The organism is Paraburkholderia guartelaensis (assembly GCF_004353905.1).
GTDB lineage: Bacteria > Pseudomonadota > Gammaproteobacteria > Burkholderiales > Burkholderiaceae > Paraburkholderia > Paraburkholderia guartelaensis.
In genome coordinates this window covers 41399-56208 of sequence record NZ_SMOD01000037.1, presented here as the reverse complement: position 1 = coordinate 56208, position 14810 = coordinate 41399, and the positions used below count along the sequence as shown (strand labels likewise).

Below are 14810 nucleotides of genomic sequence, written 5' to 3'. Positions count from 1 at the left end.
TCAGTCAAACAGTTGCAGTAGCGTCGAGCTGCTTTGCACCTTGTCGAAATCAGGCAACTCGACGACGGTGCCGGAAGGCAGCACGGCGCCGAGGTCGGCGAGGCCTTCATTCGCTTCAAGCACCGTTTCAACGGTGCCATCCGTGCGGCCGTAGTAACGCCAGCAGATCGCATCGACGGTATCGCCCTGGCGCGCGACGATCTTCATCAGATCAGCTCGACCGTGGTGCGGCGGATGCCGCGAATGTCGGCGAGCGCGATGCGCACATTGCGGCGCGCTTCGCCGATCGTGGCTTCGAGTTCTTCGGCCTTCTGGCCGCCCGATTTCGTCGTATCGAGGCCGCGATACTGCTCGGTCAGATCGGCGCGCACGAGGTTGAACACGGCGCGGCGGTAGCGGATAACGTGCGTGCTCTCGCCGCCGAGCTGCGGCGCGGGAACGGCCGCGAGCTCTGCGTATCCGGCCGCGAGCTGTTTCACCTGCCACGAGCGCAATTCCGCGTTGCAGCTCGCCATCGCGTCGAGCGCGGCCGGGCGCAGGCGCGCATCCGTCACGTTTCCGTCGATCTTCATCTGCTCGCGCAGCGCGCCGAGCTCGACGTCGGGAAACCAGCCGTCGTTTTTCAGCGTGTCGGCGGCGGGCGCGGTCGCCGCGGTGCCGGTGTCTGCGGTAGCGAGAAAGCTGCTCATGTCAGGGCATGCGACGAGAGGAATAGGTGGCGGTGGACCGGCGTTCGAATCCCGTTGCCGTCAGGTGTTGGGAGTGAACGCCGGTGCCGCCATTGCCGGGGGGGCTCTTTACGTGCGGGCGGCCCGGCGGCCGTCCGCATCTTCCACCTGCGTTTGCAGGCGGTTGATGTTCTGTTTCACTCCGGCGCGTGCGTCGAGCTTCAAAGCCGTTTCGAGGCATTGCAGGGCAGCACGCGCGCGGCCGTAGTCGGTCAGATCGTCGAGGCTGTCGTCGCCGATTGCCTTCATGAATGCGAGGCCAAGCGCCTTGTGCAGCTTCGCGCGAATCTGGTCGTGCATGTCGGTGCCTTCGGTCAGCTCGCGCACTTCGTTGAGCTGGTCGGCGTCGAACGTGCCGCCGTCGCGCAGCGCAGTGAGCGCAGCGTCGGCGAACTGTTCGGCGAGCACGGCGGCCGTGCTGCGGTCGTAGCGCGCGGGCAGCGACAGCCCGTGTTGCAGCGCGTAGCGAGCGATTTCGAGCGCGCCGACGTAGTCGCCTGCGTCAATACGCCAGATCATCACCGTGGTGAGCACTTCGTCTTGCGCGCCCCGCCCGCCCTTGAGCGAGCCGGTCACATAGTCGGCGTACTCGGGCAGCACTTCGCGTTTCACGTCGATCTTGCGGGCGACAGACTGAATCGCGTGCAGGCGGCGAATGTCGGTGAGCAGCTTCGCAAGCATGAGCTCGTAGTGGCTCGCGCCTGCCAGCGACTCGCCGGGCGCCGCCGATGCGGCCGCGCGTTCGGCGCGAATGCGTGCCTGGTGTCGGCGTGCGGGGCTCGTCATGCTCAGGCCGCCTCAGCCATTTCGATGTTCTCGACAACCGCGCCGCAGCCGTAGTCCTCCACGACATAGGCTTCGTTGCTCGACTCGTAGTTCTCGACCTGGTCGCGCTTCGGGTTGTCGATCACCGAACGACGGCGGCCGCCGTTCTGGAAATAGATCGACAGGTTGTCGAGGCGCGTAATGAGCATCTTGTCGGCGGGCATGAACGGGGCGCTCACGGCCTGCTTGCCGCCGATGCGCTTGCCGCTGATGACGAGATCGAGCGCAGCCTGTTCGGTCGCGACGTTGGCGTTGCTCACGATCGGGAAATACTTGTCGTGCAGCAGCGAACTGCCGAGCACGACGACGACGGACGGATCGTCGCGATACCACTCGTCGAGCAGTTGCAGCGCGTCGAGCACGAGCGCGTCGAGGTTTTCGAAGTCAGCGCCCTTGCCGATGGTGATCTTGTTCGAATCCTTCGTGACTTCGTGCAGCACGCGATCGGGCGCGTTATCGCGGAACTTCTGGAGCCAGCCCTTGTTCACGTCCTGCAAGAGCGGATTCTTTGCGCGGTCCGACGTTGCGGCGCGGCTCGTGCCGTTAAAGCCGATGCAGATGCGATCGAGCGCGGTGCGCTTGAGAATCGCGTCGCGGATCAGGGTCTGAAAATCCGGCTTGTGCGCCCACGCATCGAGACGCGCATAGGACAGCGCCGTGTCGAAATTCGTCTGCGTGCAGAAGTAGCCGTTGTCGTCGAGGCTCGCCGGATCGACCGGCGTGCGGTCTTTCGTGCTCGTGTCGGTCGTGCTCGCGATCGGTGCGCCGATGCCGAGGCCGATTTTTGAGCCTGCCTGCGCGTCGACGCCGATCATGCTGATGCGTTTCAGAAACTCGCTCGACGCCTGAATGCGGCCTTCGAGCGTCTGCTGTACGGACGGATCGACCGTGAATTTCACGGCGGCATTCGGCACGCCGTTGAGCTTCGCGATGTCGCCGAGATAGGCGTCGAACTTCGCGCGGGTATCGTTGCGCATGAGGGTGATTCTCCGATTCGTTGAGGGGTGAGCCAGCCGGTAATGGCCGCGATCAGCAGTCCGTTTTGTGGCCTTCGCTCGTGCCGGTGGCGGTCGGTCGCGTCGTGCCGCCCGGTTCCGTCGAGAGCTTCGTCGTCAGCTTTTCGAGCGCCTGCGCGGTCGCGGTGTGTGCCTTGCGCTCGGCGTCGAGCTCAGTTTCGAGCTTCGTGAGGCGTTCGGCGAAGGTGTCGGCGCGCGTGGCCTGCTCGCGCGAGAACGTCGCGAGCATTTCGACGGCCTGCGTGATATCGCCGAAGCGCTTTTCGTCGGCGGCGCCCTTCTCTTTCGTGATGCCGAGCAGTTCGCCCACGCGCTTGAACAGGGCCACGCCCGCGCCGATCGGCGTCTGCGTCGTGGCTTCGAATTCGAGCGTGGTTTCTTCGCTGGCCGTGAACAGGTTGCCCGGAGACTGTTTGCGGTGCGCAAGCGGATTGTTGTCGCCCTGCGTTGCAGCGAACGACAACATCTCAGTGCCGAGGCTGGCCGGGCTATCCGTGATGGCGAGGCCGATCAGATACGCCTGCTCCGTGTCGGCGAATGACGGGTTGATTTCGATCGACGTGTACACCTTCTGGCGCGCCTTTGCGAGGTTGATCAGCGCTTGTGTCGGCGCAACCTGCGCATACAGCCCGAGCTTGCCCTTGAGCGGGCCGTCTGCGATTTCTTCCGCGCTGAGCCCGATAACATCGCCATACGAACCGAAGGGGCTCGAATTGGCGTTGTCGGTCATAGGCGCCATTCCGCGAATGTGTTCGCAGTTGACGCGTGCGCCGTACAGTTCAGCGCTGTACTGCGCGGCCATCTGCTGAATCCACGCCCGTTCGATCTTGCGACCGTCCGTCGTAGCGCCTTCAACCGCAACGCGGAACTTCTTCGACGTGATGGCGTGATTGCCACCCGTCGCTGCGATCTGGCCGACGCCAAGCGCACCCGCTGCTGCGGTGCTGGCTGCACCGATCACATCGGCGTGCTGCATGCCTGCCGTGATCGTGGTCGTGGCTGCATGTGCGTCGATCGCAAACAGCGAAGCGATCGAGCCGACTGCGGCCGCGAGGAAAGTCAGCTTGCGCTTGAACATCATAAGCACTCCAATGGAAAGTTTCAAATCGTCGATACGGCGTAAATCGTGTAACTGAATGTTGCCGGTGATGGCGCGTGGCGGCAATCAATTGAAAACGTGATGCGGCCGGGTACAAACCGAACTTCTGCGCGCGCGCGCGTTGGCCGGTTACGCTTCGGCCATGCTTGAAATCACGGATAACGCGGCCACGAATGCCGACCCAAGAAAGGCAGCGCGCGCCCTGTACTGGCAGGGGTGGCGCGTGTCATCTATTGCGCGTCATCTTGAGTTGAATCGTTCGACGGTCGAGACGTGGAAACAGCGCGAGAACTGGGATAAGGCATCGCCCATTGATACGGTCGAAATGACCATCGAAATGCGCGTGAATGCGCTCGTGGCGAAAGAGAAAAAGGAGCCCGGCGATTACAAGGAAATCGACCTGCTCATGCGGCAGCTCGAACGCTCCGCGCGCGTGCGAAAGTATTCCGAGACGGGCAAGGAATCGGACCTGAATCCGAACGTCGAGGCACGCAGCGCGGCGCCGAAGAAAAAAGCCGCGCGCAATGAGTTTTCCGACGCGCAGGTTGCGAGGCTGCACGAGGCGTTTCTCGATTGCCAGTTCGACTATCAGAAGGTCTGGTATCGAAACGGGCATCACCGTACGCGCAATATTCTCAAGTCACGCCAGATCGGCGCAACGTTCTATTTCGGGCGCGAAGCGCTGGACGATGCGCTACAGACTGGCCGCAACCAGATTTTTCTTTCTGCGAGCAAAGCACAGGCGCACGTATTCAAGCAGTACATCACGCAGTTCGCGCGTGAGGCCGCCGACGTTGATTTGACGGGCGACCCCATTGTCTTGCCGAACGACGCCACGCTCTATTTTCTCGGCACGAACGCACGCACAGCACAGAGCTATCACGGCAATCTGTACGTCGACGAGTATTTCTGGATCGCGCGATTCAAGGAACTCCAGGCGGTCGCGTCAGGCATGGCGATGCACAAGAAATGGCGTGAGACATATTTTTCTACGCCATCCAGTCTCGCGCACCAGGCTTACACGTTCTGGAACGGGCAGCACATCAATCGCGGCCGCGCGAAGGCCGATCACGTCCACTTCGATGTAACGCATGAGGCACTTGCGCGCGGTCGGCTTTGCGAGGATGGCCAGTGGCGCCAGATCGTGACGGTTGAGGATGCTTTGCGCGGCGGGTGTTCGCTTTTCGATCTTGAAGAGCTACGGCGCAAGTACAGCCCCGAGGATTTCGCGAACCTGCTGATGTGCCAGTTTATCGACGATACCGCGTCGGTTTTCACCCTGGCCAATCTACAGCGCTGCATGGTGGATTCGTGGGAGGTCTGGACCGACTTCGAGCCGCTGCTGCTGCGTCCGTTCGGCTATCGCGGTGTGTGGGTCGGGTATGACCCGGCGCTTACGGGCGACTCCGCGGCGCTCTCCGTCGTCGCGCCGCCTGTGGTTCCCGGCGGCCCGTTTCGCGTGCTGGAAAAGCACCAGTTTCGCGGGATGGATTTCGAGGCGCAGGCCGCGAAGATCAAGGAAATCACGCAGCGCTACCAAGTCACGTACATGGCGATCGACACGACCGGCATGGGTCAGGGTGTCTATCAGCTCGTGCGCCAGTTTTACCCCGGTGCCGTCGCGCTCAATTACTCGCCCGAGGTCAAGGGCATGCTCGTGCTCAAAGGCCTTTCTGTCGTCAACGGCGGCCGGCTGCAATTTGACGCGGGCTGGACCGATATGGCCGCCGCCTTCATGGCGATCAAAAAGACCGTCACGGCAAGCGGCCGGCAAGTCACCTACACGGCGGGCCGTAGCGAGGAAACCGGACACGCGGACCTTGCGTGGTCGGTCCTGCACGCGATTTCAAACGAGCCGCTGGAAGGCATGGCGGCCCGCAATTCTGGATTTATGGAGATTTCTACATGAAAGCGAGCCACAGGCGCGCAGCGCGCCACGAGCGCGGCACGGTAGCGGCCGCAGAGCCGAAAAGCACGGCGGGCGCGAGTGCGTTCACGTTCGGCGATCCCACGCCGGTGATGAATCGCGCCGAGCTGCTGGATTACGCCGAGCTCGTCACCTACAACGGCTGGTATGAGCCGCCGATTAGCTGGTCGGCGCTCGCGAAGTCGTTCCGCGCCGGTACGCACCACGCGTCCGCGCTTTACTTCAAACGCAACGTGCTCGCGTCCACGTTCATTCCGCACAGGCTCATGTCACGCGACACGTTCCGCCGCTGGGCGCTCGATTTCCTGATGTTCGGCAATGGCTACATGGAACGCCAGCGAAACCGGCTCGGCGACACGCTGCGATTCGAGGCGGCGCCCGGCAAATACATGCGCCGCCGCACCGACATGGTCAGCTACGCGCAGACGAACGGCTGGCAGGTCGTTCACGAATTCGAGGCGGGCGACGTGCATCACCTCATCGAGCCCGACGTAAATCAGGAGGTGTACGGCTTGCCCGAATATCTCGGCGCCCTGCATGCCGCCTGGCTCAATGAGAGCTCGACGCTGTTTCGCCGCCGCTACTACGAGAACGGCAGCCATGCGGGCTTCATCCTGTACCTGACGGACCCGGCCGCCGATCAGGACGACATTGATTCACTGCGCGAAGCGCTCAAGAGCGCCAAGGGGCCGGGCAATTTCCGCAACCTGTTCTACTACTCGCCACAGGGCAAGAAAGACGGCCTGCAACTCATTCCGGTGAGTGAGGTCGCGGCAAAGGACGAGTTTTTCAACATCAAGAACATCACGCGCGACGACCTGCTCGCCGCCCATCGCGTGCCGCCGCAGCTACTCGGCATCGTTCCGAGCAACACGGGCGGCTTTGGCGCCGCCGACACGGCAGCCAAGGTGTTCGGGCGCAACGAAATCACCCCGCTCCAGACGCAGTTTCTCGCCTTCAACGAATGGGCTGGCGACGAAATCGTGCGATTCGCACCGTACAGCATCGACCCGATCGAGCCGTCCGGGAAAAAATCGGTCGTTTCCTGACGCGCGGGCGCGCGATTTTGCAAATTTTGCGCGCCGCCCTGCTCTACACGCTCGCCCGCAAGTAAACGTTGCATCAAAACGCCGTTTTTTTGCGTTTACGTGCGTTAACCGCGAGCCGCCCGAAAACCGCCGAGCCCCGCCAGTGGCGGGACTTGCGCGCCGCTCGCCGTCTGCATCAAAACGAGCCCTTTTAGAAACGGGCAGGCGGGGAGGGGGACTGCGTTTTTTGGGGCTGCGTCATGGTGCGCGCGCGCCCGAGCCCCGGCCCTGTTTTCGCCCCGCCCGGCCGCCTGCCAGCCCCGACACACCCTTGCCGCGACTGCGCCGAGCCCCGCCGCACCGTGTTCACGCGCGGCCGCTCTGGAGCCCTCTGGCGCGCCCGGCCGCCGCCCCGCGTTGTGTCACGCGGCGCTATACTGTATATCCATACAGTGTTTGCTTTGAGTCAATGCCATGCCGCACCGCCCGCCGCTCACCGCCGCCCGCCTTGCTGAAATATGGGAGGAACGCCCAGACGCGCTCGTGCTGGAGCTGCTTTGGGAGATTCACCGGCTTCGCTCGACCATCACGCGCGCGCAGCAGATACGCAGCCTGCTCGGCTCCGGCGGCTCGGGCGTCGTGCCTTCTACGGTCTGGAGTTGCTTCGAGCGCGAGCTGGACAATGAGCCGTGTTTGACGGACAAGCCCACGCCGCGCCAACAAGCCGTAATCGACCGCATCGTGAGCCGTCGAGGCGCATCGAAAGAATGAAGCAATACGCGAGTGATATCACTTTCTGATTGCATATTGATATCACTTTTTGCTATCATAAAGGCATGAAAACGAAACACGCCCGCACCCTCGCCGCGATCTACACGAAGCCGACTTTGGGCGCGATCGTGTTTTCGGACATTGAATCGCTTGTCGTCGCCCTGGGCGGCGAAATCCACGAAGGCGCCGGGTCGCGCATCGCCTTCGAGCTGAACGGCCAGCGCCGCTACCATCACCGCCCGCATCCGGGCAAAGAGGCAAAGCGGTATCAGGTTGAAGACTTGCGCGACTGGTTTAGCGAAATGGGGATAAAGCCATGAGCAATGCAATGAGCTACAAGGGATATTTCGCCCGCATCGACTTCGACGGGCGCGACAACATTTTCGTCGGCCATGTGCTCGGCGTTGACGACAAGATCAGCTTTCACGGCTCGACCGTCGAGGAGCTGATGACCGACTTTCACGCGGCCGTCGATCACTACCTGACGGACTGCGAGCAAGCCGGGCGCAAGCCGCAAAAGCCCGCATCGGGCAAGCTGATGCTCCGCATTGATCCCGACGTGCATGCGCGCGTTGGCATCGCGGCGGCCGTCTCGGGCGAGAGCGTGAATCAGTGGTCAGAGGAAGTGCTGGGCCGCGCCGCGCGCGAAGTGCTGGAGCGTGCCGCGCACGCATGAAGCGCGGCTGCCCACCCAGACGCGTCTCGCGCCTTGCAACGTGGCGGCCCTACTGTGGTCGAGCGAAACGCTTGAAATTAACGCCATCATTTCATCGCAATGTCGATTCCCCAAAAATCAACTTTCGCAAAAGAGCCAGCAGACACACTGATGTCTGAATTCGCCCTACGGGTCTTGGTCGAATTTGGAGGCGGTGAAACTTACGTCATTGGTACAGCCACACTCATCGCGCCATACGTTGTTCTAACCGCGAAGCACGTTCTCGATGAAATTACGACAAGGTTCGGCACCGAAACAGACGAGGATGGCACGCCCGTGATCGCGGACTACTCGATTCGACTGTATCAATGCTTGCCCGGCCCAACCTATATCATCTACCAAGTTGTGAAGGCATGGAGTCACCCCGACACAGACATATCCGTCTTGCATCTCGCTCTATTTCGAAGCAGCTCACGAGAGTTGTTGCGCAATTCTGGCGCGAAGATGAAGTGGCGGCACCCTCCGCTAGCGTTTGGTCCGCCGCGTCTTGGCGAAAGACTCGCAGCCTTCGGTTACCACAGCTCGAAGGTCGACACACGACCCGCGGAGAATGGGAACTATCATTTGGAACTGACCGACGCGCCCACGACCTCTACAGGTTTGGTGGAAGAAATCTTGCCGCAAGGTCAGCCTGCCGGAAATTTCACGTTTCCCTGCTACCGAATCGCGGCCCGATTTGACGGGGGAATGAGTGGAGGCCCCGTTTTCGACCAAGAAGGTGCGCTGTGCGGCATCATTTCCGGGTCGCTTTCTCCGGGCGATGACCAAGACGAGCCGATCAGCTACGTATGCATGCTATGGCCGATACTGCGGCTTACTATTTCAGTAAATCGTGGTCCGAAGTTTCCGAGGAACGTGAAATATCCGATGGCCCATCTCGTCAGAGACGGACAGCTTCACGTCATGCCACATAGCTTCAATGGCATTGATCCCAAATTGATTTGGGCCTGGTACAGCGGCACAGTAAGCGACTCTTAACACGACCGTCCGTCTTATCCATGAAAAAAGCCGCACCCAAGTGCGGCTTTTTTACTATTCGTGAAGAAAACGCGCGATCGCGAGATTGATCGCAGCAGCGCGCGAAAGACCGAGCTTGGTGGCTCGCTCGTCGATTCGTTTCAGCAGCTCGCCATCGACACCGAGGCTAATCACCTCCTTCCTGCGTCGCGCCGGTTCGGCTTCTTGCTCGTGCGCCGCGTCGGGCGCACCCGCGATAAAGGCATTGGCGCTTTGCGCCTGGCTTCCGACTGCCGGCCGTTTCGTGATCGTCATCTTTTCGCCCTTCCCTTTTCGATATCGATTCGATATCGACTTGCTACTAACTTGATATCAAACCGATATCTAATAGATGGCAAGTCGATATTGCATTACACGCCGAACACCGCCGCAGTGAGCCGGTCGATTTCGGCGCAAGCCACGGTGTCACGTCGCGGCATTTCTTCGACGTGTAGCCCTGCACCGCTCGCGTTCGCGTAGGCTTTGCGGCGGCCGAGTCGGAACGGCAGAAGCTCGACCTGTTTGAAATCCGCGATGGCGGCCGCCGCGTCGCGGTTGTCGGCGCCGTTGGCGTCTGCTGAATTGAGGAAGGCGAACGCCTTGAGGTCATGGACGGCGCGCGCATCGTCAACAAGCTGCACCATATCCTGCATCGCCCACACGTCGAACGTGCGCGGCAGGCAGGGAATTACGACGGCGTCGCAGACGGTGAGCGCGGCGCGCAGCGCGCTCGAATCGCGGCCGCCCGCGTCGATCACGACGAAATCGTATGCGTCACGCTGCTGGAGTACCTGGGCGCGCAGCGTGGCGCCGTTAGCGTAGGCCGACGCAGCAATCGGCGCCCGTCCGCTTTGAGCCCGCATGGTGATTGCAGTCACGCTCGTTTCCTGCCGGTCGCCGTCAACCAGCCACACGCGCGCGCCTTCGCGCGCGAGCCCGATCGAGAACTGCAACGAGCTCGTCGATTTGCCCGTGCCGCCCTTCGAATTTCCGATCACTACGATTTTTGACATTTGCTCCCCCGAGCATGATGAAACAGACCGCCGATATCGACCCGATATCAGCCTGATTGCAATGAGGCGGGCCGCCTATTCGTCGAACTGGAGCGCGCCCGTCTCGCGCCGCTCGCGGCGCGGTATCGGCGTCTCAGGCGGATACATGTCGAGCTGCGTGCGGTACGTGTGGCCGCACGTCACGTCGTCGCACTGGAAATCGAGCAGCCACGACGTTGGCGAGACCTTTTCAATCGACCGCGCGATGCCGCGCGCGCCGCAGTGCGGGCATTTGATGGTGAACCTCATGCCGCCCTCGCGAGTGCGACGGTCGTGCGCGCGTTGACGCCGCCGCGCAACATCGGCGACGGCCGCACTTCGAGCGCAATGTCGGCGCGCGGTTTCGCCGACGCCGACAGCGAGTACAGGATTTCGAATCCGGCGGGCGTGCGATAGCCGCAGTCGTCGCAGACGAAGTACATACGGCGCATCGTGTCGGACAGGCCTTCCGTGTGCCGCGCGTCGATTTCACCATCGCAGCAAGGACACTCGATTTTCATGGTCGTCATTCCGGTCTCCGGTCAGTACGAATAGCGCCGCCCCCGGCGAAATTCAGGGCCGCGCCGTCGAAATCTGCGTCGATCGGTGCGGCCGCGTGGTGGTCAAATACCGGCTCTGCGGCCGGTCGCGTACAGTTATTCACACAGGTCCGAGGCGCGCGCTGCGCGCGCTCAAAACCAAACTCCCAATCCCGAGCCGCGTCGGGATACTTTGCGGCCCATTTAGCGTAGGCGTCGCCCGACAGCCACAGGTCAGGCTGTTCGATGCCTGCCATGTCCGTCGCGCCGCCGCCTTGCATCACGCGGCCGTCGAACGTACCGCGAACGGTCGCACCGGCCGATTGCGCCACGCGAACGACTTCCCACCGATAGCGTTTCGACTCGATCGTGACGGTGCGCGGCATCACGTCAATCCAGTTACCGATCGCGTCGCGAATCTTCGCGACTTCGAAATACTCAATGCCGACCGGCTTCGCGGCGGCTTCTTCGCCGTAGGCCGTGCGCGAGCCGTCGCGGAATGTCGCGAGACGCACGAGGTAATCACGGCCGCAATGCACGCCGCCTTGCGCGTTGACGTAGTGATCCCAAGCAACAGACGCGTTTTCGCGCCCTTCGAGCTTCGCGACGCGGTTCACGGCGTTGTGCGCCGCCCGCACATGTGCGGGCGCATCGGCCGGAACAGATTCGACGCGGCGCAGCTCGCGCCAGATCGTCACCGGCGGCCCGCCAATCTGCTGGAACTGGCGAATGCGCCAGCGCGACGCCCACGCTTCCACACGCGCCGACGTTTCGAGCGCATCGTTTCCAATCAGATCTTTGTCGAGCTTGTAGCCGTCGATGTTTTTCGCGACGTACTTCGCGATGTAGGCAGCGGCCGTGCCGAGTGCGGCGTCCATGCGCTTGAAATCGCAGCGCTTCTTTTGCGCGCCGAGCTCATCACCGTCCATTGCGAGCGCGTAGCGGCGCACCGTCGATTCGACGGTCGCATCGTGCTGCGGCGGGTAGAAAACGAGCAGGTGCCAGTGCGGCGTACCGTCGTGTTGTGGCTCGGCGATACGGAAGCCATAGAGTTTGATTCCGCGTCGCGCGAGAGCCGCGCGGATACAAGCCCAAACGCCGCGCAGATAGGCTTGTGCGTCGTCGGGTTTCGTGCCGTCGTACCTCGTGTTTCGAATTGCCTTTTCGCGGCCTTCCGGGCCGACGAGCTTGAACGCGTGCATTTTCGACGGACAAGTGATCGTCAGGAACAGGCCCGCATGGCCCGAGGCGATGGCGATGCGCTCGAAACCGGCGATGCGCGTCATGAGCTCCGCACGGCGCACGGCCTTGTTGGCCGGTCCCTTCGCCGACAGCTCGGCAAGCGTAAATTCTTGGTCGGTGTCGAGGTTGTGCGCGATCGTTGTTTCGAGCATCGCCGCGTTGCGCGTTCTGCGCTTCGCGCGCCGCGAGCCCTTCGTTAGACACGTACACATCGCGCAGGCGGTTGACGAGCCCGAAGTCGATAGCGGCCGCCTCAACGGCGCGGGCGTGCGCGCGGCGCATGCGCATCGTCCACCACTTCGGCGCAATCATCCGGCGCACGGCGCCTTCGTCGTCAATTCGGCCAGTCGCGGGCGCGACGCCGCGCGACACGCAGAAGTCGGCGAGCATCACGCGCGCTTCGAGGACTTCGAGCGGCGCCAGCTCCAGCGCCGAAATTCCCGCGGCTCGCGCTGCGCATCGCCCTGCTTCCTGCCATGCCTCAAGCGAAAGCGTGCGCACGCGTGCCTGTTCAGCGCATTCGCGTGCGTGCGTAATCACGTCATGGTCGAGCGCATCGAGCGGCAGCTCGTCGCTCACGGCGTGGCTCGCAAGCGACGCGACAGCATCACGCAATGCGACGTTAGCCGCGCGCTGCGCGTCGTTCTCTCCCGTGACTTTCTTCGGGTTGAACGCTGCGCGGCGGCGATCCCATTCGCGCATCATGTTCGCCTGCCAGCGACGCGGGAACGGCGCGACCAGCCCAGCGGCCCATACGTCGTTTCTGCCGAGCATTACGCGAAGCCCCGCACTGTGCGAGAGATTGCCGCCCAATAGGCGTCAGGCGTCACGTCCACGCGGCGCGGCGTCGTGCTCTGCCCCGCGCTGCGCGTTGCCTTCGTCGTGGTGAGAATGGACTTGATGCGGGAGAGCTCCGCGTCGCCGCGCGCGGTTGCGCGGATATGCGCGACGCTCGGCGCGGTCTGCGGCTTGAACGACAGGTGCGTACTGCCCGCATATCCGATATCGCCATCATCGACGCGATACCCGATTTCCCCGAACGCGGTTGACGAGCGCATAGCAGTTACGCGCCGAGCCAGTAGAAAAAACGATCGAGCGCACGGGCGATGCGCGACGGGCGGCGATTGAACGGACCTTCGATGGTGTAGCCGCCGAGCGCCGAGGGATGAATGGGCGAGACGGTTTTAAGGGAGGGTTTGCGATGGGATTCGGCTTGCTTGCCAGTCGAGTGATCGGCGCCGAAGTGGCTGATTGCGCCCTTTTCAAGCGTTGCCAGCCGTTGCAAATCGGTGAGACCTGTAACGATATGTTGCTGAGAAACAGCCATTTTTGCACCCCCTGTTCAACCCCGAGAACGATGTTTTTGAGAAACATCGCCCCGGTGGCCGGGTAGCAAGTCCAGCACTGGCGGGGTTGAGAGCCAGTTACCGGGGCGACAGCCGGACTATAGTTCGACCCCACCGAACATGTCAATATGGGTCGAACGTTCGGACCGTCCGATCGTTGCGAGGGGTCGAGCGTTCGGATACCCTTGACATCGGGTTGAATTAACAGGGGTTTTCTCAATGAAAACAACGATCGAATGGCTCGACGCCGTCAAGATCAAGCTTGATCTGCCGTCGGATTACGCTGCCGCCAAAGTGTTGAACGTCACCCGCTCTACCGTGAGCGCGTACCGAAATGGGAAGTCGACGTTTGATGAGGACACTTGTTTTCGTGTCGCTGAAATCTTGGGAGTGCGGGCGTTTGAAGTCGTCGCCGCGACGCATGCCGAACGTGCGCGAGACGATCGTCACCGCGCGTTTTGGGTAGACGCCCTGGAAAATTTTTCCAAGGGTTTTCGGTGGCTGGCGCTACCCACTAACGCTTGCGGGGCTTGGTTCCCGCAGGTGTAACGCCAGCTAAAGTTAGTGCACTGTCGTGCTAGTTTTTATGTTATGTAAAATCAAATAACATCAACCAGGCACACCTCCTGCGCCGCGAACCCATGCCGCTTCAAAGGAGGAACCGATGACGTCCGCCCCGACATCCGGGCAACCAACCGGCGCCGGCTCGCAGCCGACGCGCGCACAGCGCGTCGCCGCCTGGCTCGGTCTGTGCGCGGTGCCGCTCATCTGGCTGCTGCATCTGGCGCTCGGCGTCACGCTGGTTTCCACGGCGTGCGCCGACGCCGTCACGCAAGATCCGCTGCCAGGCTGGCACGGCACACAGTGGATCCTCGGCATCGCCTCGGTCTGCGCGCTAGTGCTCGCGCTCGCCATTACCTACGCCGCGGGCCGGGCCTGGCGCAAGATTGCCTACGTCGCGCACGAAAAGCGCGACGCCAGGCGCTTCATCGCTTGGTGCGGAGCGACGACTTCCGTAGCCTTCACCTTCGGGCTCGCTTTTTCGATCTGCATACTGATCGCCGTGCCGATCGAGCGCCTCTGCACGGCCTTCGATTAGCCATCCGCGATTAACTCCACCCAACCGTTGCGACTGCACCAAGTGCATCGCCGCAACGGATCATCCGCTTCTCGAACGCGCGCCAATTCGCAGATTCCCTCTTGAATAACGGACTAATCCGCTCGGAGCGTAGTCTGAGGAAACACAGGCGAAGCAAGTTTTACCGGGTTTTGGCAGCCGCAGCGTCAGGGTCGAAGCGGCATAAAGCAACGGAGCAATTTAGCCGTGCAAGGCCCCGTATCTCGCCCAACGGCTTCGCGGCCGACCTCGGCGTTGCCTATGGCCGCCCTCACCTCACGTATAACGTGCCCGAGATCTATCAGCTTTTCGTCGGACCGGATGACATTCAGGACGAGGAGCAAAAGCTCACAGAGAAGATCGAACGGTATCGCTGGTATCCCGTGGCGCAGGTGGCGTTGACGTATCGCTTCTAGGCGCGCCTCCGTTA

Annotated in this window: 21 protein-coding genes; 9 read left to right on the top strand and 12 right to left on the bottom strand. The window is 62.2% G+C overall.

Annotated elements, in window-relative coordinates; all coding sequences use genetic code 11:
• The 5 genes from E1N52_RS33465 to E1N52_RS33445 all read right to left on the bottom strand — a co-directional run bounded on the left by E1N52_RS33465 (position 1) and on the right by E1N52_RS33445 (position 3650).
• Entirely contained in the window at positions 1–207 is a 207-nt protein-coding gene (locus E1N52_RS33465) for a tail protein X (protein WP_165979497.1), read from the bottom strand.
• Positions 207–689, bottom strand: coding sequence for a head completion/stabilization protein (locus E1N52_RS33460; RefSeq protein ID WP_133187947.1), 483 nt, complete (start codon positions 687–689; stop codon positions 207–209). Before E1N52_RS33460 ends, E1N52_RS33465 begins: the two co-directional genes overlap by 1 nt.
• Before the next feature lie 108 nt (positions 690–797).
• On the bottom strand, positions 798–1520 hold the full coding sequence (gpM, locus tag E1N52_RS33455; RefSeq protein ID WP_133187945.1) for a phage terminase small subunit: 723 nt from the start codon (positions 1518–1520) through the stop codon (positions 798–800).
• The gene (locus E1N52_RS33450) at positions 1517–2530 is read right to left on the bottom strand and encodes a phage major capsid protein, P2 family (protein WP_133187943.1); all 1014 of its coding nucleotides are present in this window, start codon (positions 2528–2530) and stop codon (positions 1517–1519) included. Before E1N52_RS33450 ends, gpM begins: the two co-directional genes overlap by 4 nt.
• 52 nt (positions 2531–2582) lie before the next feature.
• The gene (locus E1N52_RS33445; protein WP_342777924.1) at positions 2583–3650 is read right to left on the bottom strand and encodes a GPO family capsid scaffolding protein; all 1068 of its coding nucleotides are present in this window, start codon (positions 3648–3650) and stop codon (positions 2583–2585) included.
• Positions 3651–3810: 160 nt separating this feature from the next.
• Between E1N52_RS33445 and E1N52_RS33440 the strand changes: the two genes are divergently transcribed.
• From E1N52_RS33440 to E1N52_RS33415, 6 genes are all read left to right on the top strand, one after another.
• Positions 3811–5577, top strand: coding sequence for a terminase ATPase subunit family protein (locus E1N52_RS33440; RefSeq protein WP_133187941.1), 1767 nt, complete (start codon positions 3811–3813; stop codon positions 5575–5577).
• The gene (locus tag E1N52_RS33435; RefSeq protein ID WP_133187939.1) at positions 5574–6644 is read left to right on the top strand and encodes a phage portal protein; all 1071 of its coding nucleotides are present in this window, start codon (positions 5574–5576) and stop codon (positions 6642–6644) included. Before E1N52_RS33440 ends, E1N52_RS33435 begins: the two co-directional genes overlap by 4 nt.
• 453 nt (positions 6645–7097) lie before the next feature.
• On the top strand, positions 7098–7394 hold the full coding sequence (locus tag E1N52_RS33430; protein ID WP_133187937.1) for a hypothetical protein: 297 nt from the start codon (positions 7098–7100) through the stop codon (positions 7392–7394).
• A 65-nt stretch (positions 7395–7459) separates the two neighbouring features.
• Positions 7460–7714: a type II toxin-antitoxin system HicA family toxin gene (locus E1N52_RS33425; protein WP_133187935.1), complete on the top strand. Its 255-nt coding sequence runs from the start codon at positions 7460–7462 to the stop codon at positions 7712–7714.
• The gene (locus E1N52_RS33420) at positions 7711–8070 is read left to right on the top strand and encodes a type II toxin-antitoxin system HicB family antitoxin (RefSeq protein ID WP_133187933.1); all 360 of its coding nucleotides are present in this window, start codon (positions 7711–7713) and stop codon (positions 8068–8070) included. Before E1N52_RS33425 ends, E1N52_RS33420 begins: the two co-directional genes overlap by 4 nt.
• Before the next feature lie 150 nt (positions 8071–8220).
• Complete coding sequence (locus tag E1N52_RS33415) at positions 8221–9087, top strand: S1 family peptidase (protein WP_165979496.1); 867 nt, start codon at positions 8221–8223, stop codon at positions 9085–9087.
• Positions 9088–9141: 54 nt separating this feature from the next.
• Here the strand turns inward: E1N52_RS33415 and E1N52_RS33410 are convergent, their stop codons facing one another.
• The 7 genes from E1N52_RS33410 to E1N52_RS33380 form a co-directional block, all read right to left on the bottom strand.
• On the bottom strand, positions 9142–9381 hold the full coding sequence (locus E1N52_RS33410) for a ribbon-helix-helix protein, CopG family (RefSeq protein WP_133187929.1): 240 nt from the start codon (positions 9379–9381) through the stop codon (positions 9142–9144).
• A 95-nt stretch (positions 9382–9476) separates the two neighbouring features.
• Positions 9477–10118, bottom strand: coding sequence for an AAA family ATPase (locus E1N52_RS33405; protein WP_133187927.1), 642 nt, complete (start codon positions 10116–10118; stop codon positions 9477–9479).
• 75 nt (positions 10119–10193) lie between these two features.
• Positions 10194–10406 carry an Ogr/Delta-like zinc finger protein gene (locus E1N52_RS33400; RefSeq protein ID WP_124261711.1) on the bottom strand — a complete coding sequence of 71 codons (213 nt, stop codon included), beginning with the start codon at positions 10404–10406 and terminating at the stop codon, positions 10194–10196.
• On the bottom strand, positions 10403–10666 hold the full coding sequence (locus tag E1N52_RS33395; RefSeq protein ID WP_165979495.1) for an ogr/Delta-like zinc finger family protein: 264 nt from the start codon (positions 10664–10666) through the stop codon (positions 10403–10405). The genes E1N52_RS33400 and E1N52_RS33395 overlap by 4 nt, the downstream gene beginning before the upstream one ends.
• Positions 10663–12129, bottom strand: coding sequence for a replication endonuclease (locus tag E1N52_RS33390; protein ID WP_425468179.1), 1467 nt, complete (start codon positions 12127–12129; stop codon positions 10663–10665). The genes E1N52_RS33395 and E1N52_RS33390 overlap by 4 nt, the downstream gene beginning before the upstream one ends.
• Positions 12130–12690: 561 nt before the next feature.
• On the bottom strand, positions 12691–12975 hold the full coding sequence (locus tag E1N52_RS33385) for a hypothetical protein (protein WP_133187925.1): 285 nt from the start codon (positions 12973–12975) through the stop codon (positions 12691–12693).
• 5 nt (positions 12976–12980) lie between these two features.
• Positions 12981–13244 carry a hypothetical protein gene (locus E1N52_RS33380; protein WP_133187923.1) on the bottom strand — a complete coding sequence of 88 codons (264 nt, stop codon included), beginning with the start codon at positions 13242–13244 and terminating at the stop codon, positions 12981–12983.
• 238 nt (positions 13245–13482) lie between these two features.
• Between E1N52_RS33380 and E1N52_RS33375 the strand changes: the two genes are divergently transcribed.
• The 3 genes from E1N52_RS33375 (at position 13483) to E1N52_RS45360 (ending at position 14796) form a co-directional block, all read left to right on the top strand.
• The gene (locus tag E1N52_RS33375) at positions 13483–13812 is read left to right on the top strand and encodes a helix-turn-helix domain-containing protein (protein WP_133187921.1); all 330 of its coding nucleotides are present in this window, start codon (positions 13483–13485) and stop codon (positions 13810–13812) included.
• Positions 13813–13927: 115 nt separating this feature from the next.
• Complete coding sequence (locus E1N52_RS33370) at positions 13928–14362, top strand: hypothetical protein (protein ID WP_133187919.1); 435 nt, start codon at positions 13928–13930, stop codon at positions 14360–14362.
• Between the two features lie 305 nt (positions 14363–14667).
• Entirely contained in the window at positions 14668–14796 is a 129-nt protein-coding gene (locus E1N52_RS45360) for a hypothetical protein (RefSeq protein WP_281282793.1), read from the top strand.
• Positions 14797–14810 lie beyond the last annotated feature (14 nt).

What these genes read in the sequence shown, in the direction of transcription:
- E1N52_RS33445 (WP_342777924.1), bottom strand. Translation starts at nt 3,650, where the DNA reads ATGATGTTCAAGCGCAAGCTGACTTTCCTCGCGGCCGCAGTCGGCTCG.
- E1N52_RS33420 (WP_133187933.1), top strand. Translation starts at nt 7,711, where the DNA reads ATGAGCAATGCAATGAGCTACAAGGGATATTTCGCCCGCATCGACTTC.
- E1N52_RS33430 (WP_133187937.1), top strand. Translation starts at nt 7,098, where the DNA reads ATGCCGCACCGCCCGCCGCTCACCGCCGCCCGCCTTGCTGAAATATGG.
- E1N52_RS33380 (WP_133187923.1), bottom strand. Translation starts at nt 13,244, where the DNA reads ATGGCTGTTTCTCAGCAACATATCGTTACAGGTCTCACCGATTTGCAA.
- E1N52_RS33395 (WP_165979495.1), bottom strand. Translation starts at nt 10,666, where the DNA reads ATGACGACCATGAAAATCGAGTGTCCTTGCTGCGATGGTGAAATCGAC.
- E1N52_RS33425 (WP_133187935.1), top strand. Translation starts at nt 7,460, where the DNA reads ATGAAAACGAAACACGCCCGCACCCTCGCCGCGATCTACACGAAGCCG.
- E1N52_RS33435 (WP_133187939.1), top strand. Translation starts at nt 5,574, where the DNA reads ATGAAAGCGAGCCACAGGCGCGCAGCGCGCCACGAGCGCGGCACGGTA.
- E1N52_RS33415 (WP_165979496.1), top strand. Translation starts at nt 8,221, where the DNA reads ATGTCTGAATTCGCCCTACGGGTCTTGGTCGAATTTGGAGGCGGTGAA.
- E1N52_RS33400 (WP_124261711.1), bottom strand. Translation starts at nt 10,406, where the DNA reads ATGAGGTTCACCATCAAATGCCCGCACTGCGGCGCGCGCGGCATCGCG.
- E1N52_RS33440 (WP_133187941.1), top strand. Translation starts at nt 3,811, where the DNA reads ATGCTTGAAATCACGGATAACGCGGCCACGAATGCCGACCCAAGAAAG.
- E1N52_RS33385 (WP_133187925.1), bottom strand. Translation starts at nt 12,975, where the DNA reads ATGCGCTCGTCAACCGCGTTCGGGGAAATCGGGTATCGCGTCGATGAT.
- E1N52_RS33410 (WP_133187929.1), bottom strand. Translation starts at nt 9,381, where the DNA reads ATGACGATCACGAAACGGCCGGCAGTCGGAAGCCAGGCGCAAAGCGCC.
- E1N52_RS33450 (WP_133187943.1), bottom strand. Translation starts at nt 2,530, where the DNA reads ATGCGCAACGATACCCGCGCGAAGTTCGACGCCTATCTCGGCGACATC.
- E1N52_RS33460 (WP_133187947.1), bottom strand. Translation starts at nt 689, where the DNA reads ATGAGCAGCTTTCTCGCTACCGCAGACACCGGCACCGCGGCGACCGCG.
- E1N52_RS33465 (WP_165979497.1), bottom strand. Translation starts at nt 207, where the DNA reads ATGAAGATCGTCGCGCGCCAGGGCGATACCGTCGATGCGATCTGCTGG.
- E1N52_RS33405 (WP_133187927.1), bottom strand. Translation starts at nt 10,118, where the DNA reads ATGTCAAAAATCGTAGTGATCGGAAATTCGAAGGGCGGCACGGGCAAA.
- E1N52_RS33375 (WP_133187921.1), top strand. Translation starts at nt 13,483, where the DNA reads ATGAAAACAACGATCGAATGGCTCGACGCCGTCAAGATCAAGCTTGAT.
- E1N52_RS33370 (WP_133187919.1), top strand. Translation starts at nt 13,928, where the DNA reads ATGACGTCCGCCCCGACATCCGGGCAACCAACCGGCGCCGGCTCGCAG.
- E1N52_RS33390 (WP_425468179.1), bottom strand. Translation starts at nt 12,129, where the DNA reads ATGTGTACGTGTCTAACGAAGGGCTCGCGGCGCGCGAAGCGCAGAACG.